This is a genomic window from Planococcus sp. TJ-302, assembly GCF_058268455.1.
Genome location: NZ_JBZDOI010000001.1, coordinates 140,251 through 165,150 on the forward strand (window position 1 = coordinate 140,251; position 24,900 = coordinate 165,150).

General features: G+C 46.1%; 23 protein-coding genes and 1 other annotated feature. Of the genes, 22 read left to right on the forward strand and 1 reads right to left on the reverse strand.

The features are described 5' to 3' along the window. The first annotated feature begins 106 nt into the window (after positions 1–106). The 10 genes from AC4EHB_RS00780 to AC4EHB_RS00825 all read left to right on the forward strand — a co-directional run bounded on the left by AC4EHB_RS00780 (position 107) and on the right by AC4EHB_RS00825 (position 9,789). The gene (locus AC4EHB_RS00780) at positions 107–1,069 is read left to right on the forward strand and encodes a nuclease-related domain-containing protein (RefSeq protein ID WP_490980420.1); all 963 of its coding nucleotides are present in this window, start codon (positions 107–109) and stop codon (positions 1,067–1,069) included. Positions 1,070–1,404: 335 nt separating this feature from the next. Then, positions 1,405–1,620, forward strand: coding sequence for a helix-turn-helix transcriptional regulator (locus tag AC4EHB_RS00785; protein WP_490973698.1), 216 nt, complete (start codon positions 1,405–1,407; stop codon positions 1,618–1,620). After that, positions 1,610–2,110, forward strand: coding sequence for a hypothetical protein (locus tag AC4EHB_RS00790; RefSeq protein ID WP_490973699.1), 501 nt, complete (start codon positions 1,610–1,612; stop codon positions 2,108–2,110). Before AC4EHB_RS00785 ends, AC4EHB_RS00790 begins: the two co-directional genes overlap by 11 nt. Next, the gene (locus tag AC4EHB_RS00795; protein ID WP_490975592.1) at positions 2,110–2,550 is read left to right on the forward strand and encodes a small multi-drug export protein; all 441 of its coding nucleotides are present in this window, start codon (positions 2,110–2,112) and stop codon (positions 2,548–2,550) included. Before AC4EHB_RS00790 ends, AC4EHB_RS00795 begins: the two co-directional genes overlap by 1 nt. Positions 2,551–2,627: 77 nt before the next feature. After that, the gene (locus AC4EHB_RS00800) at positions 2,628–3,395 is read left to right on the forward strand and encodes a TrmH family RNA methyltransferase (protein WP_490980421.1); all 768 of its coding nucleotides are present in this window, start codon (positions 2,628–2,630) and stop codon (positions 3,393–3,395) included. Positions 3,396–3,439: 44 nt separating this feature from the next. Beyond that, positions 3,440–3,667: a binding site (T-box leader), on the forward strand. A 38-nt stretch (positions 3,668–3,705) separates the two neighbouring features. Then, on the forward strand, positions 3,706–4,743 hold the full coding sequence (gene pheS, locus AC4EHB_RS00805) for a phenylalanine--tRNA ligase subunit alpha (protein ID WP_490980422.1): 1,038 nt from the start codon (positions 3,706–3,708) through the stop codon (positions 4,741–4,743). A 15-nt stretch (positions 4,744–4,758) separates the two neighbouring features. Beyond that, the gene (gene pheT, locus AC4EHB_RS00810; RefSeq protein WP_490980423.1) at positions 4,759–7,158 is read left to right on the forward strand and encodes a phenylalanine--tRNA ligase subunit beta; all 2,400 of its coding nucleotides are present in this window, start codon (positions 4,759–4,761) and stop codon (positions 7,156–7,158) included. 219 nt (positions 7,159–7,377) lie between these two features. Then, positions 7,378–7,839: a type IV pilus modification PilV family protein gene (locus AC4EHB_RS00815; RefSeq protein WP_490981477.1), complete on the forward strand. Its 462-nt coding sequence runs from the start codon at positions 7,378–7,380 to the stop codon at positions 7,837–7,839. Positions 7,840–7,843: 4 nt separating this feature from the next. Then, positions 7,844–8,323, forward strand: a complete 480-nt coding sequence (locus AC4EHB_RS00820) for a prepilin-type N-terminal cleavage/methylation domain-containing protein (protein ID WP_490980424.1) — start codon at positions 7,844–7,846, stop codon at positions 8,321–8,323. Then, complete coding sequence (locus AC4EHB_RS00825; protein WP_490973704.1) at positions 8,320–9,789, forward strand: hypothetical protein; 1,470 nt, start codon at positions 8,320–8,322, stop codon at positions 9,787–9,789. Before AC4EHB_RS00820 ends, AC4EHB_RS00825 begins: the two co-directional genes overlap by 4 nt. Before the next feature lie 184 nt (positions 9,790–9,973). On the opposite strand, the gene rnhC is transcribed toward AC4EHB_RS00825, so the two are convergent. After that, positions 9,974–10,903: a ribonuclease HIII gene (gene rnhC / locus AC4EHB_RS00830; RefSeq protein ID WP_490980425.1), complete on the reverse strand. Its 930-nt coding sequence runs from the start codon at positions 10,901–10,903 to the stop codon at positions 9,974–9,976. 84 nt (positions 10,904–10,987) lie between these two features. On the opposite strand from rnhC, the gene zapA reads away from it, so the two are divergent. The 12 genes from zapA (at position 10,988) to uvrC (ending at position 24,864) form a co-directional block, all read left to right on the forward strand. Further along, entirely contained in the window at positions 10,988–11,248 is a 261-nt protein-coding gene (zapA, locus tag AC4EHB_RS00835; RefSeq protein WP_490973706.1) for a cell division protein ZapA, read from the forward strand. 5 nt (positions 11,249–11,253) lie between these two features. Then, positions 11,254–11,790, forward strand: a complete 537-nt coding sequence (locus tag AC4EHB_RS00840) for a CvpA family protein (RefSeq protein ID WP_490973707.1) — start codon at positions 11,254–11,256, stop codon at positions 11,788–11,790. Positions 11,791–12,283: 493 nt separating this feature from the next. Continuing rightward, positions 12,284–13,987 carry a DNA polymerase/3'-5' exonuclease PolX gene (gene polX / locus AC4EHB_RS00845; protein ID WP_490980426.1) on the forward strand — a complete coding sequence of 568 codons (1,704 nt, stop codon included), beginning with the start codon at positions 12,284–12,286 and terminating at the stop codon, positions 13,985–13,987. Positions 13,988–13,999: 12 nt separating this feature from the next. After that, a complete protein-coding gene (locus AC4EHB_RS00850; RefSeq protein ID WP_490980427.1) occupies positions 14,000–16,360 on the forward strand; it encodes an endonuclease MutS2 in 2,361 nt (786 codons plus the stop codon). A 22-nt stretch (positions 16,361–16,382) separates the two neighbouring features. Beyond that, a complete protein-coding gene (locus AC4EHB_RS00855) occupies positions 16,383–16,796 on the forward strand; it encodes a DUF350 domain-containing protein (protein WP_490973710.1) in 414 nt (137 codons plus the stop codon). A gap of 392 nt (positions 16,797–17,188) precedes the next feature. Continuing rightward, the gene (locus AC4EHB_RS00860; RefSeq protein WP_490980428.1) at positions 17,189–18,880 is read left to right on the forward strand and encodes an AMP-binding protein; all 1,692 of its coding nucleotides are present in this window, start codon (positions 17,189–17,191) and stop codon (positions 18,878–18,880) included. A 59-nt stretch (positions 18,881–18,939) separates the two neighbouring features. Further along, positions 18,940–19,569, forward strand: coding sequence for a fatty acid metabolism transcriptional regulator FadR (fadR, locus tag AC4EHB_RS00865; protein WP_490973712.1), 630 nt, complete (start codon positions 18,940–18,942; stop codon positions 19,567–19,569). Between the two features lie 16 nt (positions 19,570–19,585). Next, a complete protein-coding gene (locus tag AC4EHB_RS00870; RefSeq protein ID WP_490980429.1) occupies positions 19,586–20,359 on the forward strand; it encodes an enoyl-CoA hydratase in 774 nt (257 codons plus the stop codon). Between the two features lie 20 nt (positions 20,360–20,379). Next, on the forward strand, positions 20,380–21,153 hold the full coding sequence (locus AC4EHB_RS00875) for an electron transfer flavoprotein subunit beta/FixA family protein (protein ID WP_490973714.1): 774 nt from the start codon (positions 20,380–20,382) through the stop codon (positions 21,151–21,153). A 66-nt stretch (positions 21,154–21,219) separates the two neighbouring features. Then, on the forward strand, positions 21,220–22,185 hold the full coding sequence (locus AC4EHB_RS00880; protein ID WP_490973715.1) for an electron transfer flavoprotein subunit alpha/FixB family protein: 966 nt from the start codon (positions 21,220–21,222) through the stop codon (positions 22,183–22,185). A 517-nt stretch (positions 22,186–22,702) separates the two neighbouring features. Further along, positions 22,703–23,017, forward strand: a complete 315-nt coding sequence (gene trxA / locus AC4EHB_RS00885) for a thioredoxin (protein ID WP_135500553.1) — start codon at positions 22,703–22,705, stop codon at positions 23,015–23,017. A gap of 50 nt (positions 23,018–23,067) precedes the next feature. Continuing rightward, the gene (gene uvrC / locus AC4EHB_RS00890) at positions 23,068–24,864 is read left to right on the forward strand and encodes an excinuclease ABC subunit UvrC (RefSeq protein WP_490973716.1); all 1,797 of its coding nucleotides are present in this window, start codon (positions 23,068–23,070) and stop codon (positions 24,862–24,864) included. Positions 24,865–24,900 lie beyond the last annotated feature (36 nt).

A 24,900-nucleotide genomic window follows, 5' to 3' on the forward strand; every position in this document is an offset into this window, starting at 1 on the left:
TGTAAACTGCGGGTACAGTAATTGACATGAACCATTCTTAAAATTTTTAGAAGACGATTAAGAAATCTTAATGCTATACTTCAATAAATCAACAAGGAAGTTTTATATGACAAAAAAAGAGATAAGCTTGCTTACGGAAACTGAATCGTTGGAGAGGTTGTTATTTCGATTGCCGGAATCTCATCCGCAGCGAAAATTTCTGGAGATGGAGCTTTACAGAAGAACTGCAGGAATAAGAGGAGAAAATCGTTTAACGAGGAAATTTGTTGAATTTGATTTGGATGAAAGATATCAATTTTTAAGAAACATCCACTTGTCGATTGGTGAATGGAAAGTGCAGATTGATGGCTTGTTGCTGACCGAAAGAGGAGCGATAGTCATTGAATCAAAAAACATCAGCGGCAAACTTCAATTCATTGAAGAAACAGGCGAGTTTTCCAGGATTAATTTAGAAGGCGTTAAGACGGTTATGGAAGATCCGACTATACAGTTGAATAAGCATATGCGATTTATGGGAAAATATTTAAAGTACCATGGTATAGATTTGCCGTTAAATGGTCTTGTTGTTTTTACTTCTAAACAATGTGAGTTTCTCTCGAAGCCGAAAAATAACTATGTCTGCAAAACCTACCAAATGAATGACTACCTATTCAACATACTTCAGAATTTCCCCGAAAAATTCACTCGACAGGATTTATCAAATATTGATAAGTTACTTCAACACCACCAAACTCCTTATAAACGTAATCCGCTGTGCCAGCAATACTTTATTGACGTAACCGACTTGATTAATGGAATCCTATGTATGAACTGTAAGAAGCATAGTATAATGCGAAAGCACAAAGCTGGATGGATATGCAATAAATGCAACAAGCGGGATGACGTGGCAATACACAGTGCCGTTCAAGAATACTTTTCACTAATTGATAATGAATTGGACAACAAAAGACTAAGGAGGTTTTGTAATTTAGAATCTCCATACACAGCTTCACGATTATTAGCGAATTTCGACTTAGAAATTTCAGGTGCATTAAAAAACCGTACTTATAAATTAAAGCAGAAAGAGTGAAAAATTTGTTTAATTCGAACGGATTTTCGGATTCTGCAAACAAATTCACTATTCCGCAAACAAATCCATTATTCTGCAAAGAAATGGTGATATTCCGCAAACAAATCTATTATTCAGCAAACAAAATAGGAATTTCGTTTATAAAAGCATATTTACACATTTATTAATTACAAAACCCAAGGCCTTCCGCATACAGCGGAAGGCTTTTTAAATGCCGGCGCCACATCTTGCAGCGGTCCGAAAAGAAATATGTAAATAATACTTTACTTAATGTTAAGTATAATGTACATTATGTAATATAAACCAAACATAAACCGAAAGAAAGGGCGATGCGGATGTTGAACAATCGGGTCAGGGAACTGCGTGCGCGCTACGGCTTTACGCAAAGTGATCTGGGCAAGCAAGTGGATGTCACGCGGCAGACGATTGCCTTTATTGAAAAAGGGGAGTTTTCGCCGTCTATTACGCTGGCATTAAAACTCGCGAAAGCGCTGAAGACGAATGTGGATGAATTATTTTGGCTGGAGGGGGATGAAAAGGATGAAAAATGATTTTCGCTTGCAATATCCATTGTGGATGATGGGTTTTATCGTTGTATTGGGGTTATTGGCTTACGGCCTTAGTTCGCCATTTACCAAGATAATCAATACTGAAACTGAACAAAGCATTGTTATTAGCTTAGGTCCTGTCGGAACGATTTTCGCAGTTGGTTCAATCGTGATTTACGCTATCATGCTGACAATTTTCTTGCTCCAACTCAAAAAGCATAATAAAAGAAATCCTGCACAGCGGATTTCTCCGTTCTCCATCCGTCCGCCAGAGTATTTGGAACAAGATGAAGGCATGACTTACATCACTCGGAAAGCAGCACAAAAGGTCTACACATTCATCACATGGAGCTTGCCGGCTCTCGCAGGTTTTGCGATTGCCCTGTCATTGCCGAGAATTCACATCATTTTTGGAATCCTGCTGATCGCGCTCGGCCAATACTGGATTTATTTCAGCGAAGTTCGAAAGCATTTGAAGGAGGAAATTGAATGATGTACGAATATTTCTTGGTGTTTCTGGGAGCGGCGATTCCGTGGATGGAAATCGCATTGGTCATTCCGCTAGGCGTTGTTTGGGGACTTTCGCCGTTTTGGGTGATGGTGCTGGCGTTCGTGGGGAATTTGCTGACGGTGCTGGCACTCATCATCGGTTTTGATAAATTTAAAGAATGGCATCAAAAGCGCCAAGAGGCAAAAGGCAAGACGCCTTCGAAAAAAAGCGAGCGTGCGAAAAACATTATGAACAAATACGGTCTTCCCGGCCTCGCACTGCTGGGGCCGATTTTGATCGGCACGCACATCGCTGCATTCGTTGGCATGACGCTCGGTGCAACCAAACGCAATACGACCATTTGGCTGACAGTGAGCATCGGATTATGGACGCTGATTTTCGGGCTTGGTACAGCATTGGGGTTCGACTTGTTCACGTCGTAAGCCGAAAATCTACACGGGCGCTTGCGCTTTTCGATATGCTATACTTGAGCTATTCTAGATAAAAAGGCGTGAACGATATGAAGAGAATTGAATCGGTGCAGAACTCTCTTGTGAAGCATTGGAAAAAGCTTGGGACGACGCGGAAAGAACGCGATAAGTTTGAGGAATTCCTAGTTGAAGGATTTCATTTGACAGAAGAGGCGTTGAAAAAGAAAAGTTTGATCAAGTCGGTGATTGTCCGTGAAGGCGTCGACATACCAGAAGCCTGGGACATTTCGGATGTCCCGCAATATTCCGTGACCGCTGCGGTGGCGAAAGAGATTTCGGAGACGGAGCATTCGCAAGGCATTTTCGCCCATTGCGCGCAGCCAGAATTCAGCGAAGACGAACAGCGCTCATGGACGAAGGTATTGCTGATTGACGCAGTACAAGATCCGGGCAACGTCGGCACGATGATCCGTACGGCTGCAGCGAGCGGCATTGACGCAGTCGTTCTTGGGAAAGGTTCGGCTGATCCGTACAACCCGAAAACGGTGCGTTCGGCGCAAGGATCGAATTTCCAGATTCCGGTTGTTAAAGGTGAGTTGTCCGAATGGATTCCGGCTTTGAAAGAGCTGGGCGTCCGGGTTTTCGGCACGGCACTGCTCCATGCAACGCCCGTCCACGAAGCACAGTCGCAGGACAAGTTCGCGTTGATGGTCGGCAATGAAGGCAGCGGAGTGGATCCGGTTTTATTGCAGCAGACAGATGAGAATTTGGTGGTGCCGATTTACGGCGCGGCTGAATCCCTGAACGTTGCAGTGGCGGCCGGCATTTTGCTGTATAGCTTGGTTCCGAAAAACTAATTTGATAAAGAAGCATAAGTTTCGTATAATAAATGAATAAATAAACAAAAGCATCGACCGGGAAAAGTATGTTGCCATATTGCATCGAAGGGATTCCACACCTTGACTGAAAGTGTGGATATGCATGGGCCGCAGAAGTTCACCCCGCGAGCTGCCAGACGGGACCAGCAGGAATGCTGTAAAGTCGGGCCGGTGAAGAGCCGTTATGTAAATGAGTGATTGCGCTTGCGCATTAACTAGGGTGGTACCGCGAATAATGCCTCGTCCCTTTTTGGGACGGGGCTTTTCTATGTTTAGAGGAGGAGAAAAAATGGAAGCACAATTGCATGCATTGAAAACAGAAGCGTTGGAAAAAATCGCAGCTTCAGCGAATGTTAAAGAGTTGAACGGCGTCCGCGTGGCATATCTCGGTAAAAAAGGGCCGATTACGGACTTATTGAAAGGCATGGGGAAACTGCCTGCCGAAGAACGTCCGAAAATGGGCGCATTGGTGAATGTCGTCCGCGAAGAAGTGACGGCGTCTCTTGAAGAGCGCATGGCTCTTCTTGAAGAACAGGCGATCAACGAAAAACTGCAAAGCGAAACGATCGATGTGACCTTGCCAGGCCGTCCGGTGCAAACTGGAAATGCGCATCCGCTGACGCGTGTCGTCGAGGAAATTGAAGACTTGTTCATCTCGATGGGCTATGAAATTGCGGAAGGCCCGGAAGTGGAAAAGGATTATTACAACTTCGAAGCGCTGAACTTGCCAAAAGGCCACCCTGCGCGTGATATGCAGGATTCCTTCTATATAACTGAGGACATCCTGTTGCGTACGCATACCTCTCCGGTCCAGGCGCGTACAATGGAAGCAAAAGGCGGAGAGCCGATCAAAATCATTTGTCCAGGTAAAGTGTACCGCCGCGACAATGACGATGCGACGCATTCCCACCAATTCACGCAAATTGAAGGCCTTGTCATCGGCGAAGATATCCGTATGAGTGATTTAAAAGGGACTTTATCTGTATTCGCGAAGAAAATGTTCGGCGATGAGCGGGAAATCCGCCTGCGCCCAAGTTTCTTCCCGTTCACGGAACCGTCTGTTGAAATGGATATCTCATGCTTCAAATGCGGCGGAAGCGGCTGCAACGTCTGCAAAAAAACCGGCTGGCTCGAAATTTTGGGTGCCGGTATGGTGCATCCGAACGTCCTTGAAATGGCCGGCTATGATTCCAAGCGTTTGACTGGATTCGCATTCGGCATGGGGCCGGAACGCATCGCAATGCTGAAATATGGCGTGGAAGACATCCGCCATTTCTATACGAATGACGTCCGCTTTTTATCCCAATTCCAACGCACTGAAGTATAAGGAGGAAAATCACCTATGTTAGTATCCATTAAATGGCTCCAAGAGTACGTAGATACACAAGGTTTGGCACCAGCCGACCTTGGCGAAAAAATCACACGGTCCGGCATCGAAGTTGATGCGGTGATCGACCGTTCACACGGCATGACCAATATTGTTGTCGGCTACGTGAAGGAATGCGTAAAACATCCGGAAGCGGATAAACTGTCGATCTGCCAAGTTGATGTCGGCGGAGAAACGGATCAGATCATCTGCGGCGCACCGAACATCGCAGCCGGCCAGAAAGTCATTGTGGCACGTCCCGGCGCAACATTGCCAGGCGACATCAAAATCAAAAAAGCGAAATTGCGCGGAGAAGAATCGAACGGCATGATTTGTTCGCTTCAGGAACTTGGCATCGAAAGCAAACTGGTGCCTAAAGCTTACGCGGAAGGCATCTACGTATTGCCGGAAGAGGCTGAAACGGGAAGTGACGTCATCACGAATTTCGATTTGAACGACACTGTTTTGGAATTGGGGCTGACGCCTAACCGGGCGGATGCGATGAGCATGATTGGCGTCGCATATGAAGTCGGTGCCATTTTATCGGAAGATGTGAAATTGCCTGAAATCAGCTATACCGAAGCTGCCGAGCCGGCAAGCTCGCTGTTGACGCTGAACATCGATGCACCGGAAGCGAATCCATTGTATGTAGCAAAAGTCATCCGCAACATCGAAGTGAAAGAGTCACCGATGTGGCTCCAGCAGCGCTTGATGGCAGCTGGAGTGCGCCCGCATAACAATATCGTCGATGTCACCAATTACGTCTTGATGGAATACGGGCAGCCGCTTCACGCGTTCGATTACGATTCGTTGAAAACCGGCACGATCACAGTTCGCCAAGCCAAAGAAGGCGAAATGATCACGACACTGGACAACGCGGAGCGCAAGCTGTCCGCACATAACTTGGTCATTACGAACGGTGAAGAACCGGTGGCGCTTGCGGGCGTTATGGGTGGTGCAAACTCGGAAGTCAGCGCATCGACGACAACGATTGTCATCGAATCCGCTTATTTTGAATCCGGCTCGATCCGCCAGACATCAAAAGACCATAACTTGCGCAGCGACGCAAGTTCACGCTATGAAAAAGGCGTCGATCCGAACCGCGTCATCCCGGCTGCGGAACGTGCAGCAAGTTTGATCGCTGAGCTTGCGGGCGGAGAAGTATTGGCCGGTTCGGTCATTTTCGACGCATTGGATAAAGAAGAGAAAATCGTCACAGTATCGCCGGACTTCATCAATGCACGTTTAGGGATGAAGATTTCATTTGAAGAAATGATGCGCATTTTGAAACGCTTGAAATTCAATACGGAAGCGATCAACGGCCAATTGGTGATTTCAGTGCCGACGCGCCGCCAAGACATCCAAATCGAAGAAGATGTCGTGGAAGAAATTGCGCGTTTGCACGGCTACGATGAAATCCCGACTACATTGCCGGAGATGGAAACGACGCCAGGCGGCTTGACGCCGTATCAGCATAAGCGCCGCATCGTCCGCAATTATTTGGAAGGGGCAGGCCTTTTGCAGGCGATTACGTATTCGTTGACTTCCAGTAAATCGGCGCAGCAATTCGCTTTAGTGAAAACTGAAACGACCCGCCTGTTGATGCCAATGAGCGAAGAACGCAGCACGCTGCGCCAAAGCCTGTTGCCGCACCTTTTGGAATCGGTATCGTTCAATACGGCACGCCGCAGCGATTCGGTCGCTTTATATGAAACGGGTGCCGTCTTCTTGAAGACAGATGGCGAATTATTGGATGAGGAAGAGCATTTGGCAGTCGCCATGACTGGCTTATGGTTGGACAATGGCTGGCAGGGTGAGAAAAAATCAGTAGATTTCTTCGTTCTGAAAGGCATCGTAGAAGGACTCGCTGCGAAACTTGGCATTGCACTCGACTTTGAGCGCGGCCAAATGGACGGCTTGCATCCGGGACGTACTGCGTACATCATCAAGGATGGCAACCGCATCGGCGTCATCGGCCAATTGCACCCGTCTGAACAGACAGCGCGCGACTTGAAAGAGACAATCGTGTTGGAAATGAACTTGGCGGTGTTATTGAATGCAGAACACGAAGCGTTAATCTACACGCCGGTTCCGCGTTATCCGTCGATTTCCCGCGACGTCGCATTGGTGCTTTCGAAAATTGTCGAAGCGGGGTCGATTGAAAATACGATCCGTAACGCAGGCGGCAAGTTATTGAAACAAGTCCGCGTCTTCGACTTATACGAAGGCGATAAAATGGATGAGGGCAAAAAATCAGTGGCATTCTCATTGACTTACTTCGATCCAGAGAAAACATTGACCGACGAAGAAGTGACGCGTGTGCACGAAAAAGTTCTGGCGGCATTAAAAGATGCAGGAGCGGAACTGCGCAGTTAATAAATCAGCTAGTTAGATCTATCAAAAAGCGAAGCCACTATGGCTTCGCTTTTTGTACTTTAGTTAAAAAAAGGAAAATAATTCATATAATTAGTTAAAAGTATCTATTTTTATTTTGTTGGTGTGATAATATATATTCATGAGCAATATTTTAGCGGTAGAAAGTACTAAGATAAAGGAAGAATAATGTTTTATGGGAGATGAGAAGAAGTGAAGAGCATGCTTCTAAACAATAAAGGCTTAACTTTGGTGGAAATATTGGCGACACTGGCACTCATTGGAATCGTCTTTGTAGGCGTCATGTCCATTTTTCCTCAGATGTCCTTATTTAATGAAAAGACCTATACCAAATTAGACACGATGAATTTGGCGAGGCAGGAAATTAGTGAAATGAAAGCGATGACCTTCACTGGTACACCCGTTGAAATACGCCAAAAGCTCGAAACGGATTCATTAATGGCTTATTCACCAAACCCCCTTTTAAATGAAACAGCTCCAGGTGGGGATACAATCCATTATTTTGAGAAAACCAATGGAACCTACAGGTATGAATTGCGTTTTTATGATACGCCTAAGTTCACCGGCGAGGCTGCGTTAGGGAAGCTTTATCAGGTTCATTTGACAGTGAAGACCGGACAGGCATTTAATAGTGAAACATTTGCTTATATTGAAGTGAATTGAAGGGGTGAGGAAAATCGGCTTTAAGTTGTTAAATAATGAAAGAGGCGTAACACTGCTCGAACTTATCGCTGCACTTTTGCTTGCCTCGTTAGTAATGGGAATTTTAATGACATCTTTTTCAATCGGCGCCAAACATAATGTTTCAGCTTCCGACACACTCAGGATGCAGCAAGAAGCGAATTTGGTAATAGCTAAAATTAGCGCTAAACACCGGAGTGGGGAATGTTATAACCTGAAAGTAACAGGAGGGAAACTGTTCTTTGTAGCGTATAAAACCGGAACAGCAGTCCCTTGTTCCGAAGAACTGGCAGTTGAAGCAGTAACCGATAATTTATACGAGTACAAAATAAATACGAATGGGTTTCTTGGAAATCCCAAGAAATGCGATTTGAAATTGGAACTTACTGTGGAGAGTGGAACGAGAGAAGTTGTTTTGAATTCGACCATTTCACGAATAAAGACCGAAGGGGCCTGTGGACCATGAACAAGCTTAAAGAAGAAAGCGGATATACATTAATCATTGCACTTTTATTGATTGTTTTATTTATGGGGATGTCAGCAGTCTTTGTTCAAGCTTCTTTAAGCCATGCAACGCAGGAGCAGACAGTGGATCAAGGAAACTTAGCAGTTTCCGCAGCGGAAATGGGAGTAGAGAATTACTCGAAAGAAGCTGAGAATGCTTTTGCAAAGACTTATGCCAAAGTAAATGCATCGGCATTGCTTAAGAAGAAAGCACTTGAAGCTGAAGTGAATAAGTACCCGAATCATACGAATTTGAATACTACCTGCTTGAAAGCAAGCAAACCTTTGATGCAAGACTGGATCAAATGTAACATCGACAAGTTTGATGAAGAGCTAAAAACTGAATTTTTCAATGAAATGCAAAATCAACTGAACTTGGTTAACAAAAATGAAGTGGAAATCAGCGGTACTTTGTCACATGAGCTAACAAGCATCTCACTCCTGCCTATGACTGCTACTGACAAGTCGATAAAACTTAAAATGGAAGTAACCGGAGAAAAAAGCGAAGCCGCTCAAGTGCCTGTTGCAACGAAAACGGTGTTAAAATCAAAATTGTTATCAACAGAATTGAATTTTCCGGAAGTTCCTTTCTTTAACGAGGAAGCGGTATCGCAAGTAGAGGTGCCATGGAAGGAAAAAATCACTGTAGTGACAAATTTTTTCCCACAATTACTGGATAAACCATTAGCGGCCTGTCCGGCAATCGGTAATATTACAAAGGAGATGGCTCCTTGTGAATATGCAGGTGTGATAGGCGAAGAGTACTTGAAGGCCTTAAGAGCTGCCAATGTTGACGGCTCTTTCTACATCAAAGCAACTAACTTTGATAGCCAGTTAAACAAAACGAATGGCTATAATATTCCGATACTTGGTGCCAGCGGCTCTGTTGCGACTATTCCAAATATAAACTCGTTAATTGATACGACGCTATATTATAAAGGGGTATTATCGATTCAGAATCTCAACCAAAAAACTGTTAATAACTTCTTTGTTGCTGAGCTAATTACTTTCAATACTGGTCAAGATATTAAAAGCAATACAATCATCAATATAGGCAATATTGAGAAAAGTGTGTTTGAGGCTAAAAAAGTGACAATCAATGACGGTTCAAAACTATGTGTGAACTTGGATGGAATAACGCCATCGCCATCAAATTTATTTACGACTATAAACATGAACGAAGCGACAGGGAATGTGGGTGATGGTTTATCTGTAAGAGGTACAGGCAAGATTTATCTTTACTCAAAAACTGGTCCTGCAACCGTACTGCCTACTACAGCTAAAGTGGTTTATTTCAATGATCCGGCAAAATATTTGGAAAATTGTGGGATAGGCGTCAATTATAATGTAGAAGGGGTTGAAATATTCGGTCTTCCACTACAAATCTCGGATTTGGAATGGGACTTGGATATGGATGTAAAATATTAAATATGTTGAAAACGGAATCCCAGATTCCGTTTTTTTATTTGTAAATTTATTAGTACTAAATACTTAAAACAGACTTTCTTTTCATCAAAGATATGTTAATATAAGAATGTTCGCAAAATTAAAAACAAAATAAAAAAGCTCAAGGAATCTCTCCCTAAGCTTTGACATAAGTAAAAGTTGGTGACTACCGTCTTTTCGCAGCAAGATCCTTGGCTTTTTTCGTATTCGCAAAATGGACTTTCGTCAGAGACTGCAAAAAAGCATCTCCGTGCTTCAGCAAAATTTTCGCTGCGGCTTCATCGACGATTTTACCTGCACCTTTTGGCAAGGTCACTCCGGCTTTTTGGCTGAGCGCGTCCATTTCATCCAAAAAGGCAACACGGGCGATGATGGAAGCGCAGGCGACTGACACGTGCAGGCCTTCCGCTTTAGTCGAGAAAAGGACATTTTCCCGGACAATCTCGGGCTCATCTTTGATGTGCCTGTAATAAATGCCACGTTCAGCGAATTGGTCAATGAGGATGGCGTCGGGTTTTACAGGTGCGATTTTTCCGAGCACATGTTTCAGCGCTTGGTTATGGAGAAGCGCCTTAATTTTTCCTTGCGACCAGCCTTTGCTTTGCACAGCATTGTATTTATCATTTTTCAGTGTCAATACGCTATGGACAAAAGCTTCTTTCAAATCCGGTGCGATTTTGCGCATGTAATCGTCCGTCAGCAATTTAGAATCTTTGACCCCGAGCTCATGCGCGAGAGCTACTCCTTCACTTGGGACAAAACACGCGGCGACGGTGATTGGCCCGAAAAAATCTCCGGTGCCGGTTTCGTCGGAACCCAGTACGGATTTGGAGGCAAAACCAGAGGGCAATTCGTCGCCTTTAGCGGAAGAAGTTTTGGCTGCTGAGGCAGAAACGGAGCCCCATTTTGATGCTTCGCGTTCGGCGCCAGCACCTTGGAACATCACTTTGCCCGACGTGTAAACTGTGATGACGGTATCGGAAAGTTTCGCCGTAAAGCGCACGTACTGCACCTTAGCAGCGGTTTTGCGGTTTTCATAATGCTTGATGATTTGGAGGAGGCTTTCCTCAGGAAGTTTCAACACGGTGTTGGACATTGGAGAGTCCCCTTTCTAATAATTCACATTCTAGTTCGGTTCATGTTATGATTATGTATAGGATTTCTAAGGAGGGGTGGAGCATTGTCAGAGCAACATAAGATTCGTACATCGGTCGAAATCTACGGCTATACCTATAAACTTACAGGCACAGAAACATCCGGCCATATGCGGCTAGTAGCGTCAATCGTTGATGAGAAGATGAGGGAATTCCATGCGATGAATCCATCTCTCGATAGTTCGAAGCTCGCTGTATTGGCTGCAATCAATACGGTACATGATTATCTTAAACTTAAAGAGCAGGTAGAACAATTAGAAAATGAATTGAAAAAGTTGAAGGGCTGACGTAAATGCTTGATATTATTTTATTGATTTTATTGATTGGCGGTATCATTGTAGGAGCTAAGCGGGGCTTCGTGCTTCAGCTGGTACATATGGTTGGATTTGTCATCGCGTTAATAGTAGCTTACATCTATTATAAGCCGCTAGCAGAGTATTTTGTATTGTGGATTCCTTACCCGGCAGTCGACAGCGACTCGCGTTTCACGATTGCCATCGAACAGCTTGATCTGGACCAGACGTTCTATCAGCTATTCGCTTTCGCGTTAATCTTCTTTGCGGTTAAATTTGCATTGAATTTGATTGCATCGATGTTCGATTTCCTAAAGTATTTGCCAGTGCTCGGTTTCCTCAGCAAAATTTTGGGAGCGGTATTGGGCTTTATCGAAGCGTACTTGATATTGTTCATACTCCTATACGTTCTGGCGTTATTACCTATGGACATGATCCAAGCATATCTAGAAGATTCGGGAATTGCGAAATCGATTCTTGAAAACACACCTTATTTCTCCGAGAAAGTGAAGGAATGGTGGTATATTTATATGTAAGGCGAGAGGAGTTGCCCCGACACCAATGGGGCAGCTCCTTGTTACTGTCCGAAGATTACCGTGTGATTGTGCAGGGTAACGGTATATTAAAAATCAAATATATTAATTAAACTTAAGATTTTAATTTTATACTCTGCTTCAGTCGCTATGTGCAGTGCAAAGACGATTGCTCCTGCGCAAGCTCGTCGCCAAGGAGTTTCCAAAAGTGCCTGGCACCTCCTTGGCTCTCGTTATGAGCCGAAAAGAGCTCTCATCTCCTAGCTTCGCCTAGCCCATGGACGCGATGGCGCTAAGAGATTTCCCAGCTATGGAGCAAAACTGCTCCAACTTCCGCGGAATAGCAAAGTGTCGAAATCCACTCAGGCGTCAGCACGAGTTAGTTCGGCGGAAGCCCGCAGGAAAGCGGGGCTGTTTTGCGGAATATCGATATATTAAAATTTTAAATCTAATGAATAAGTTTGCTAAAGACAAGTCATATTACTGGAGGCTTATCATGAACAAAAAAATCATTATCAGAATGCTTGAGAAAATAGCGGTTTATATGGAAATCAAAGGGGAAAACCCGTTTAAAGTCAGTGCTTTCCGCAAAGCCGCACAAGCGCTGGAACTGGATCAGCGCAGCTTGGATGAAATCGAAGATGTGACGAAGCTGAAAGGCATCGGCAAAGGCACTGGGGAAGTCATTGCGGATTTGATCGCAACGGGCAAGTCATCTGTGCTTGAGGAATTGCAGGAAGAAGTCCCAAAAGGACTGATACCGTTATTGAAATTGCCAGGCATGGGCGGCAAAAAGATTGCGAAATTGTATAAAGAGCTAGGGATTGATTCTGCGGAAGCCTTAAAACAGGCTTGCCTGGATCACGAAATCCAAAAGCTGCCGGGCTTCGGTCCAAAATCCGAAGACAAGATTTTGAAAGAATTGACCGATTTCGAGTCAAAACCGGGACGCCATCCGATTTGGAAAACAGAAGAAGCGGTTAAATTCGTCGAAGAAATTCTTGAGTCAATCGACGACATCAGTGAGTATTCTGTTGCCGGCAGCTACCGCCGCACGAAAGAAACCAGTAAAGACCTCGATTTCATCATTGCAACGTCCCACCCTAAAACGGTCAAAGACAAGCTTCTCGCAGCATTGCCTGTTCAAGAGACAATTGCGTCGGGCGATACGAAGGTATCGGTGACGGTTGAATTCCAGGATCTTATCGATATTGATTTCCGTTTGGTGGCGCCGGAGGAATTCATTACCGCGCTTCATCATTTTACGGGCTCGAAAGACCATAATGTGCGGATGCGCCAATTGGCAAAATCGCAAAACAAGAAAATCAGCGAATACGGTGTGGAACAGCCGGACGGTTCAGTCGCGACGTTCAGTTCTGAATCTGACTTTTACGCTCATTTCGGTTTGCCGTTCATTCCGCCTTCTGTTAGGGAAGACGGCCGGGAAATCGATCGGCTTGAAGAGTTGCCGAATTTGGTGGCCCTCGAAGACATTACAGCCGATATGCACATGCACACGACTTGGTCGGACGGCGCGCATTCGCTGCCGGAAATGGTGGAAGCCGTGCGCAGCAAGGGCTATAGCTATATGGCCATTACTGACCATTCACAATACTTAAAAGTGGCAAATGGATTGACGCCGGAGCGCCTGTTGGAGCAAAACGCGGAAATTCGTGAGTTAAATAAAAAATACAGTGATTTCGACATTTTGTCCGGAACGGAAATGGATATATTGCCGGACGGCTCGCTCGATTTTGACGATGAAGTGCTGGGACAACTTGACTTTGTTATTGCCAGCATCCATTCGAGTTTCCAGCAGCCCCGCGAACAGATTATGGAACGCATCCTGACAGCGATGAAAAATCCGCTTGTCGATATGATTGCCCATCCAACAGGCCGCATTGTCGGCCAGCGCGGCGGCTATGATCCGGATGTCGAACAATTGCTCGACTGGGCAAAAGAATACGGTAAAATCGTTGAATTGAATGCCAGCCCATACCGATTGGACTTAGCCGTTGAATACTTGGAAATGGCTCAGGAAAAAGGTGTGCCTGTGGCGATCAACACGGACGCCCACGCGGCCGAGCAGCTTGAGGTCATGGCCATCGGGGTAAGGCATGCCCAAAAAGCCTGGCTGAAGAAAGACAATGTCGTTAACACGTGGCCGTTGGATCGGCTGCGTGCGTTTATCAAAAAGTAGGAGGTGTCCCGCGTGATTGCAGAACGCGCTTTAAGAACACTGGAATTTTACAAAATCCGCAGCGAAGTGGCGCGGTATTGCACGTCTTCACTCGGCAAAGCACATGTCGACGCATTATTGCCGTCGATTGAAATAAATGAAGTAAACCGCCTGCTGGAAGAAATGGATGAAGGGGCGGCAATCATCCGCACCAAAGGCAATGTGCCGATGGGTGGGATTTTTGATATCCGCATGCACGCGAAACGCGCACAAATCGGCGGTTCATTGAGCCCAATGGAATTGATGGAAGTATCGTCGACCATCCGTGCCAGCCGGATCTTGCGCCAATTCTTCGAAAGCATTCGGGAAGAAGGTGCTATCTCGATTCCGCATTTCCTTGCGAAAAAAGAGGCGATGCCGATTTTGACGCAATTGGAACACGATATTAATATGTGCATCGATGACAATGGCGGGGTGCTCGACAGCGCTAGCCCCGGCCTTCGGACCATACGCCAGCAATTGCGCGCTCAGGAAAGCCGGGTCCGTGAACGACTGGAAAGCCTGGTGCGCGGCAAAAACGCAGCGAAAATGCTGTCGGATACAATTGTCACAATTCGCAACGACCGCTTCGTCATCCCGGTCAAACAAGAATACCGCAGCCATTACGGCGGCATTGTCCATGACCAGTCGTCATCGGGCCAGACTTTGTTCATCGAACCGGATGCGGTCGTGCAAGCGAATAATGAAGTGCGGCGTTTGAAAATGAAGGAAAAAGAAGAAATTGACCGTATTCTCCAGATGCTTTCTTCACAAGTACAGGAAGTCGCTCATGAGTTGTTTGGGCTGGTCGAAGTGCTCGGTGAATTGGACCTCGTTTTCGCAAAAGCGAAATACGGAGCGGCCCATAAATGCACGAAGCCTGAGATGAACACGGAAGGCTATATCAAATTGAAAAAAGCGCGGCATCCATTGATTCCAGCTGATGAAGTGGTGGCAAACGATATCGAATTCGGACGCGACATCACGGCAATCGTCATTACCGGACCGAACACGGGCGGTAAAACGGTAACGCTGAAAACCGTTGGGCTGTTTACGCTGATGGCGCAAGCGGGCATTCCTGTCCCGGCGTTGGACGGTTCAGAGCTTGCAGTATTCGATCAGGTATTTGCCGACATCGGCGATGAACAATCGATCGAGCAAAGCTTGAGTACATTTTCATCTCATATGGTTAACATCGTCGACATCCTGTCGAAGTTCGACAGTAATTCATTGGTCATCTTTGATGAACTCGGTGCCGGCACGGATCCGCAGGAAGGGGCTGCGCTTGCAATATCGTTGCTCGATGAAGTCCATGGCCGAGGAGCGCGTGTCATTGCGACAACCCATTACCCGGAATTGAAGGCTTATGGCTATAACCGGCCAGGCGTTGCGAACGCCAGCGTTGAATTCGATGTGGAAACATTAAGCCCGACTTACCGCTTATTGATTGGCGTCCCTGGGCGCAGCAACGCGTTTGAAATTTCGAAGCGCCTCGGTTTGCCAGAGCACATTATCAGCCACGCCAAGAGCTTTACTGGCACTGACCGCAGGGAAGTCGATTCGATGATTGCTTCACTTGAAAAGAGCCGCAGAGATTCTGAACAGGACGCTGAACGATCGGCTGAATTACTTGCCGAAGCGGAACATTTGAAAAAAGACCTCGAGCAGCAATTGAAGGATTACGAGAACCAGAAAGAGAAACTTGAAGATAAAGCAAAAGAAAAAGCGCGCAAAATCGTGGAAGAAGCGACGCGCGAAGCTGAAACGGTCATGTCCGAACTGCGCAAGATGCAGATGAACCAATCGTCTGGCGTCAAAGAACATCAATTGATCGAAGCGAAAAAACGCCTTGAGGCGGCCATGCCAGAGAATCGTGTGCTGAAAAAAGCCGCGAAAGCGAACCAGCAACATGTTCTGAAAGTGAATGATGAAGTGAAAGTCATTTCATTTGGCCAGAAAGGCACGTTGGTGGAAAAAGTGTCGGACAAAGAATGGATTGTCCAGATCGGCATCCTAAAAATGAAGCTCGCGGAATCCGATCTGTCTTATACGAAACCTGAAAAACAGAAAGAGACGCGGACGATGGCGACGCTGCAAAACCGCGACAGCCACGTCAAGCTCGAACTCGACTTGCGCGGCGAACGCTACGAAGATGCCTTGATGCAGGTTGAAAAGTACATTGATGATGCGTTATTATCGAATTATCATCAAGTGTCAATCATCCATGGAAAAGGGACAGGTGCATTGCGGCAAGGAGTCCAGCAATACTTGAAAAAACATCCGAGGATCAAAGGTTATCGTTTCGGTGAAGCGGGCGAAGGCGGATCGGGTGTCACGATTGCTGAGTTGAAGTAAGTTATATAGGGGAGAAATGAGAATGTCGGAAACTGGTTTTTGGACCCATCCGCTCGTTGAAACAGCTGGATATTTCAGTGTAGTCGTGCTATGCTTGATCGTTTCAATGGTACTTTTTGAAATCGTCACGAAATACAAGAACTGGGAAGAAATTAAAAAAGGGAATGTTGCGGTTGCTATGGCGACAGGCGGCAAAATCTTCGGAGTGACGAATATTTTCCGTTTTTCAATCGAACAGCATAATTCCTTAGCAGAAATGATCGGCTGGGGCTTATACGGTTTTGTGCTGTTGATATTCGCTTATCTATTGTTTGAATTCCTGACCCCCCGATTTAAAGTGGACGAAGAAATAGAAAATGATAACCGTTCCGTCGGCTTTATCTCCTTGACGATTTCTGTCGGGCTGTCATTTGTCATCGGAGCAAGTATTTCATAGGAGTTGTAAACGATGGAAAACCTCATCAAAATACTGTTCGTGTTTTGCGTGCTGTTTGTAATAGTGGGAGTCATCTTCCTTTTTGTTTTTTAAATAAGCTGGCTGCCCGGAAAGTCGTTCTGACTTTTCTGGGCAGTTTTTGTTTTTTATGGAGCTTTTCAGAGATAAAAGGGCACTTTCGCTTTTCTTGATGTCCAGCTGCAGTGCCCAGCCCCTCGAGTCGCTTCAGAGGGTCCTGCAATGGCAAAGGGCGCCATTACCGGCCATGCTTCCAGCGCTTATCGGGCCTATACGAGCACTTTCGCTTTTCTTGTTGAAAGCCATTTCAATGTCGATTATAATAAAAGTAGGAATATTTTCACTATTCTTTATTTTAAAAGGAGGAAAAAAGAATGACAGAGAAACCGTGGCTCGCTCATTATCCGCCAGAAATTCCTCACACGCTTCAATATCCGAGTATGCCGGTTCAGGAGTATTTAACTCAGGCCCACGAGCAGTTTCCGGAGAAAGTCGCCATCCATTTCCTAGGGAAAGATGTGACGTACAACGAGCTGTTTGATTCGGCGATGAAATTTGCGAGTTATTTGCAGAAGCTCGGGATCCAAAAAGGGGACCGCGTTGCGATCATGCTGCCAAACAGCCCGCAGGCAGTCATCAGTTTCTACGGCATCTTGTATGCAGGCGGTGTTGTAGTCATGACGAACCCGCTTTATACGGAACGTGAAATTGCGTACCAAATGAACGATGCTGGAGCACGTTTGATCGTAACGTTGGATCTTTTGTACCCGCGCGTTGCTAAAGTGCTGAAAGAGACGAAACTGGAAAATGTTGTGGTCACGGCGATTAAAGACTATCTGCCATTCCCGAAAAACATCATTTATCCGTTCATTCAAAAACGCCAGACCGGCCTCAGCGTGAAAGTCGAACATCGCGGCATCAACCATAAATTCCTGGAGATCATGAAAATTGCCTTGGCCGATGTTAAAAAGCCGGAATTCGATTTCGAACACGATTTGGCATTGCTGCAATACACTGGCGGCACGACTGGATCACCGAAAGGTGTCATGCTGACGCATAAGAACCTGATATCCAATGCGACAATGTGCGATGCCTGGCTTTATAAATCCAAAAAAGGCGAAGAGACGATCTTAGGCATTATCCCGTTATTCCACGTCTACGGCTTGACGACGGTTCTTATTCTTTCTGTTATGCAGGGCAATCGGATGGTGCTGCTTCCGAAATTCGATCCTGAAACGACTTTGAAGACCATCAATAAACAAAAGCCGACATTATTCCCGGGTGCACCGACCTTGTACATTGGATTGATGAACCATCCGGACATCGCGAAATACGATTTGTCTTCCATCGAAGCATGTTTAAGCGGATCCGCTCCGTTGCCAGCAGAAGTGCAGGAGAAGTTTGAGAAAATCACAGGCGGCAAATTGGTAGAAGGCTACGGCTTGACCGAAACATCACCAGTCAGCCACTCGAACCTCGTCTGGGGCGAACGCACAAAAGGATCGATCGGTTATCCTTATCCGGATACCGACAGCAAGATCTTCTTGCCGGGCACGACGGAAGAAGTACCGCATGGTGAAATCGGCGAAATCGCAATCAAAGGCCCACAAGTGATGCAAGGCTATTGGAACCGCCCAGATGACACCGCCGCTACAATAGTCGACGGATGGCTGCTGACTGGAGATCTCGGCTACATGGATGAAGAAGGTCATTTCTTCATTGTCGACCGCAAGAAAGACATGATCATCGCCGGTGGATTCAATATCTATCCACGCGAGATAGAAGAAGTGCTATATGAGCATAAAGCAGTACAAGAATGTGTCGTAGCTGGAATTCCGGATCCGTACCGCGGAGAAACAGTAAAAGCTTACATTGTTTTGAAAGAAGGGTATACTGTAACAGAAGAAGAATTCGATAAGTATTGCCGCGAACACTTGGCGTCATTCAAAGTGCCGCGCATTTACGAGTTCCGCAAAGAATTGCCGAAGACGGCAGTAGGGAAAATCCTGCGGCGGTCGCTGGTCGACGAAGAGCGCGCAAAACAGAGCGAAGCGATTCCTTCTTAAGCGATAGAGCGCATTAAAGCTTGACACAATATTCCTTAAACTATAATATGAAAATATGAATGAACCGCCATTCATATTTTCATATTTTTTTGGGTGGTGATGAATTGGTAAAGAAGGATAAACCGAAATACAAGCAAATCATCGATGCGGCCGTAATCGTAATTGCTGAAAATGGCTACCATCAAGCGCAGGTGTCGAAAATCGCAAAACAGGCAGGCGTCGCAGATGGCACCATTTACTTATATTTCAAGAACAAAGAGGACATCCTGATATCGGTCTTTCAGGAAAAGATGGGGCTGTTCGTCAGCAAGCTGGGAGATATCCTCGAACAGGAAGTGTCCGCTTCGGACAAGCTGCAGTTGATGATCCAAAGCCATTTCGATTTGCTTGCGAATGATCTGCACCTTGCCATCGTCACCCAACTGGAGCTCCGGCAATCGAACCATGAGCTCCGTATAAAAATAAATGGCGTGTTGAGGGAGTATTTATTATTAATGGACAAAATCCTGATCAATGGGATGGAGACCGGGGAATTTGATAAAGATATGGATATCCGTTTAGCAAGGCAAATGGTTTTTGGTACAATGGATGAGACCATCACCACCTGGGTGATGAATGAACACAAATACGATTTGGTCAGTTTGGCGCCAAAAGTTCATCGGCTATTGATGAAGGGTATGCGTGCATAAGAGAGGGGCTTATCGAATGGAATTTATCAGTTGGAAAAAAGAGGACGGCGTTGCAATTGCGACCATCAACCGTCCGCCAGCGAACGCGTTATCGCGTTCACTTATCCTCGAAGTCGGCAACTTGCTTGATGAGGTAGCGGAGGACGAAGAAGTCCGCGCAATCGTCCTTCACGGAGAAGGCAGATTCTTTTCAGCCGGGGCAGACATCAAGGAATTCACTGAAGTAAGTTCAGGCGAAGAATTCTCGAAGCTTTCAGCGAGCGGACAAGCAGTTTTTGAAAGGCTGGAAACGTTCCATAAGCCAGTACTGGCAGCTATTCATGGAGCGGCTCTGGGCGGAGGCCTGGAACTGGCGATGAGTTGCCATATGCGATTTGTCACTGAAAATGCTAAACTGGGATTACCGGAGTTACAGCTAGGGCTGATTCCCGGTTTTGCAGGCACACAGCGGCTTCCGAGATATGTCGGCGTAGCGAAAGCGGCCGAAATGCTATTGACGAGTGATCCAATTACAGGAACGGAAGCAGCTCAGCTTGGGCTGGCTAACCGCGCCTACCCTGAAGCAGACTTGCTTTCGGAAACGCTTACAATCGCGAAGAAAATTGCGAAAAAGAGCCCGGTTTCCGTGAAAGCGGCAATCGACATGCTCCAATACGCAAAACCTGCTTCTTATTATGAAGGGGTTAAAGCGGAAGCCGGATCATTCGGGACGGTATTTGTTTCGGAAGACGCTAAAGAAGGCATCCAGGCATTTCTGGAAAAAAGACAGGCACAATTCAAAGGGAAATAATACTTGGGAGGTTTACGTTCATGAACATTTATGTATTAGTAAAACGCACTTTTGACACAGAAGAAAAATTGGTGATTTCCAACGGCCAGATTCAGGAAGACGGCGCGGAATTCATTATCAATCCTTACGACGAGTACGCGATTGAAGAAGCGATCACAGTACGCGACGCGCACGGCGGCGAAGTGACTGTCATCACAATGGGTGGAGAAGAAGCCGAGAAGCAGCTTCGCACAGCGTTGGCGATGGGAGCGGACAAAGCCGTTCTGATCAACACGGAAGATGACGTAGAAGAAATGGACCAGTTTACTTCAGCATACATATTAGCTGAGTACCTGAAAGATAAAAGCCCGGACTTGATCCTTGCAGGTAACGTTGCAATCGATGGCGGTTCAGGCCAAGTCGGACCGCGCGTTGCTGACTTGCTAGGCATTAACTACGTGACGACAATCACAGACCTTAAAATCGACGGCACAACTGTAACAATCACAAGAGACATCGAAGGCGACGCGGAAGAGCTTGAAACGTCATTGCCATTGCTAGTAACTGCACAGCAAGGCTTGAACGAGCCCCGCTACCCGTCACTACCAGGAATCATGAAAGCGAAGAAAAAGCCGCTTGAAGAACTGGAATTGGATGACCTCGACATCGAAGAAGACGATGTTGAAGCAAAAACAGAAACAATCGAAATCTACTTGCCGCCTAAAAAAGCTGCAGGCCGCGTACTACAAGGCGACCTTTCAGCTCAAGTCACTGAACTAGTCGGCTTGTTGCGCAACGAAGCAAAAGTCATTTAATCCAATAAAATCGTTTAGATAAATCATTCCAAGCATTTTCACATCTACTTAGGGGGTATACGGACAATGGCAAAAAAAGTATTAGTATTGGCGGAAACGCGCGAAGGCGCTTTGCGCAACGTATCATTTGAAGCGATTGCCGCTGCGAAGCAAATGTCGGGCGGAGGAGAAGTGGTTGCGGTCTTATTGGGAGACGCAGTCAGCGAATTCGGACAAGAATTAGTGAACTTTGGTGCAGACCGTGTTGTAACGGTTGAACACCCGCATTTAAAGCATTATACATCTGACGGCTATGGCCAGGCATTCATGGCTGTTGTGGAGCAGGAAAACCCAGAAGCATTGGTTTTCGGACATACAGCAGTCGGTAAAGACTTGTCTCCAAAAATCGCTTCTAAGCTTCAAACAGGTTTGATCTCAGACGTCACGTCAATCGAAGGCGAAGGCGACGACGCAGTATTCGTCCGTCCGATCTATTCAGGCAAAGCGTTTGAAAAAGTGAAAAACAAAGAAGGCGTATCATTTATTACTGTCCGCCCGAACAACATCACACCACTTGCAAAAGAAGAGCGCACAGGCGACATCTCTTCATTATCAGTAGATATCACAAACTTGCGCACAATCATCAAAAACGTTGTCCGCAAATCGACTGAAGGCGTTGACTTGTCAGAAGCCAAAGTAATCATAGCAGGCGGACGCGGCGTCAAGAGTGCAGACGGTTTCGCACCGTTGCAAGAACTTGCCAACCTTTTAGGTGGCGCAGTCGGCGCATCCCGCGGAGCATGTGATGCGGACTATGTCGATTACTCCCTGCAAATTGGCCAAACAGGCAAAGTCGTAACACCTGACCTATACATTGCTGCCGGCATCTCAGGCGCAATCCAGCATTTAGCGGGAATGTCCAACTCGAAAGTCATCGTTGCCATCAACAAAGATCCAGAAGCAAACATTTTCAAAGTAGCGGATTACGGCATCGTCGGTGACTTGTTCGAAGTAATCCCAATGTTGACTGAAGAATTCAAAAAAGTAATGTAATAAAACAAGCCTGGCAGAAATGCCGGTTTAGAATTATAAGAAAGGGCTGTCGAGAAAATTTCGGCAGCCTCTTATTTTTGCTGCAATACACTTTCTTGTATTAAGACTAGCGCAGCAATGTAAAGACAGAAGAACGCTTTCCGATTCATTCTAGGGTAAAACTTAATACCGAATTATTTTTTAGTCGAAAACCTTGAAAGATATTCTGTCAGTATTTCAATGTTATTTCCCGATATGAAGCAAAAAGCGGAGACGCCTGCGGGATAGCGAGACAGCCGAGACCCTGCAGGGAGCGAAGCGACTGAGGAGGCTTGGCGCTCGCCCGCGGCAACCGTAGCTGTTTTGCGGAATATCGTATTAAAGAAGGATGCCGCTGCACATTTTGGTACTCAGAAAATATCCTCGTTTATTCCGATAAAATTAGGGTAATTAATCAATAGGCATATAAATAGCTAGACCATTTAGCGCATGATATAATCGTTTTAGATTTTGTTTATAACCCAAGGAGGAATTATTAATGGCTATCGTAAAAGGAACAGACCAAAACTTTTCACAAGAAATTTCTGAAGGCCTAGTACTAGTAGACTTCTGGGCTGCATGGTGCGGACCTTGTAAAATGATCGCTCCAGTACTTGAAGAATTGGATGCAGATATGAACGGCAAAGTGAAAATCGTGAAAGTGGACGTGGATGAAAACCAAGGCACTGCCAGCGAATATGGCATTATGTCAATTCCAACACTTCTTTTGATGAAAGACGGACAGCCAGTAGATAAAGTTGTCGGCTTCCGCCCTAAAGAAGCATTGGCTGAATTGGTTAACCAACACGCATAATTCTTAACCGGGTCCAGAAATGGCACCCGGTTTTTTAATAGGGTGAGAAAATGGCAAACACATTGATCCAGCATAAATTAGCAATCCTGCCTGATCAACCAGGCTGTTATTTGATGAAAGACCGGCAAAACACGGTCATTTACGTCGGCAAGGCAAAAGTGCTGAAAAACCGTGTGCGTTCGTATTTCACGGGCAGCCATGATGCGAAAACGCAGCGGCTCGTCGGTGAAATCGAGGATTTCGAATACATTGTCACGTCCTCAGACATCGAAGCATTGATCCTTGAATTGAATTTGATCAAAAAACACGATCCCAAATACAACATCATGCTCAAAGACGATAAATCCTATCCGTACTTGAAAATCACAGGCGAGCGCCATCCAAAGCTCATTACGACACGGCAAGTGAAAAAAGACAAAGGCAAGTATTTCGGACCTTATCCGAATGCATACGCAGCCAGCGAAACGAAAAAGTTGCTGGACCGGATTTATCCGCTGCGAAAATGTTATACAATGCCGGACCGAGCGTGCCTTTATTACCATATGGGGCAATGTTTGGCGCCTTGCATTAAACCGGTTGAAAAAGAGACGTACCAGGAAATGATCGACAACATTACGAAATTCCTGAACGGCGGCTTCCGCGAGGTCAAACAAGACCTGATCGAGAAGATGTCCGAAGCGGCTGAAAATCTGGAATTCGAACGGGCGAAAGAATACCGCGATCAGATTGCGCATATCGAAACCGTCATGGAAAAACAAAAAATGGCGATGAATGATTTTACCGACCGCGATATCTTCGGCTATGCCGTCGATAAGGGATGGATGTGCGTTCAGGTCTTTTTTGTGCGCCAAGGCAAGCTGATTGAACGTGACGTGTCGCTGTTTCCGTTATACCGCGATCCGCAGGAAGAATTCCTGACGTTCATTGGCCAGTTCTACGAGCAGCCGCATCATGTCAAACCGAATGAAGTGCTGTTGCCGGAAGGCGTCGACGCGGAATTGATCCGCGAATGGCTGAAGATCCGGGTGTTGGTACCACAGCGCGGCAAGAAAAAGGATTTATTGCAGCTCGCGAAAACAAACGCGGAAATCGCCATCAAAGAAAAATTCGGGCTGCTCGAACGACAGGAAGAGCGGACGATCGGAGCTTGCGAAGAATTAGGCACCGCAATGAACATTGCCACGCCGCTGCGCATCGAAGCTTTTGATAACTCGCATATCCAAGGGGCAGACGCAGTGTCGGCGATGATCACGTTCATCGATGGCAAACCGTCGAAAAAAGATTATCGCAAATACAAAACGCGCAATGCCTCGAAGCCCGATGATTACGCAGCGATGCGTGAAGTTATCCGCCGGCGCTATACGCGCGTCTTAAAAGACGGTCTGCCGCTGCCTGACTTGATCGTTATCGATGGAGGCAAGGGTCAGATCGAATCTGCCCGTGAAATCGTGGAGGATGAACTCGGGCTGTCTATTCCAATTGCCGGTCTCGCAAAAGATGCAAAGCACCAGACTTCGCATCTACTGTACGGGGATCCTGTTGAAGCAGTGCCGCTGAAACGCACGAGCGAAGCGTTCTACCTGCTGCAGCGCATCCAGGATGAAGTCCATAGATTCGTCATTACGTTTCACCGCCAGCTGCGCGGCAAAAACTCGATCCAGTCCGCATTGGACGATTTGGAAGGGGTCGGGCCGAAACGCAAACAGCAGTTATTGAAGCATTTCGGTTCTGTAAAGCGCATCAAAGAAGCAAGCAAGGAAGACTTGAAAGAAGCGGGCATGCCGGACAAGCTGGCGGATCAGATCCTGAAGCATTTTTCGCAGCAATCGTTGCCAGCTGAACAATAACGTGTTATCGTAAAAACATATATAGATCACTTGGAA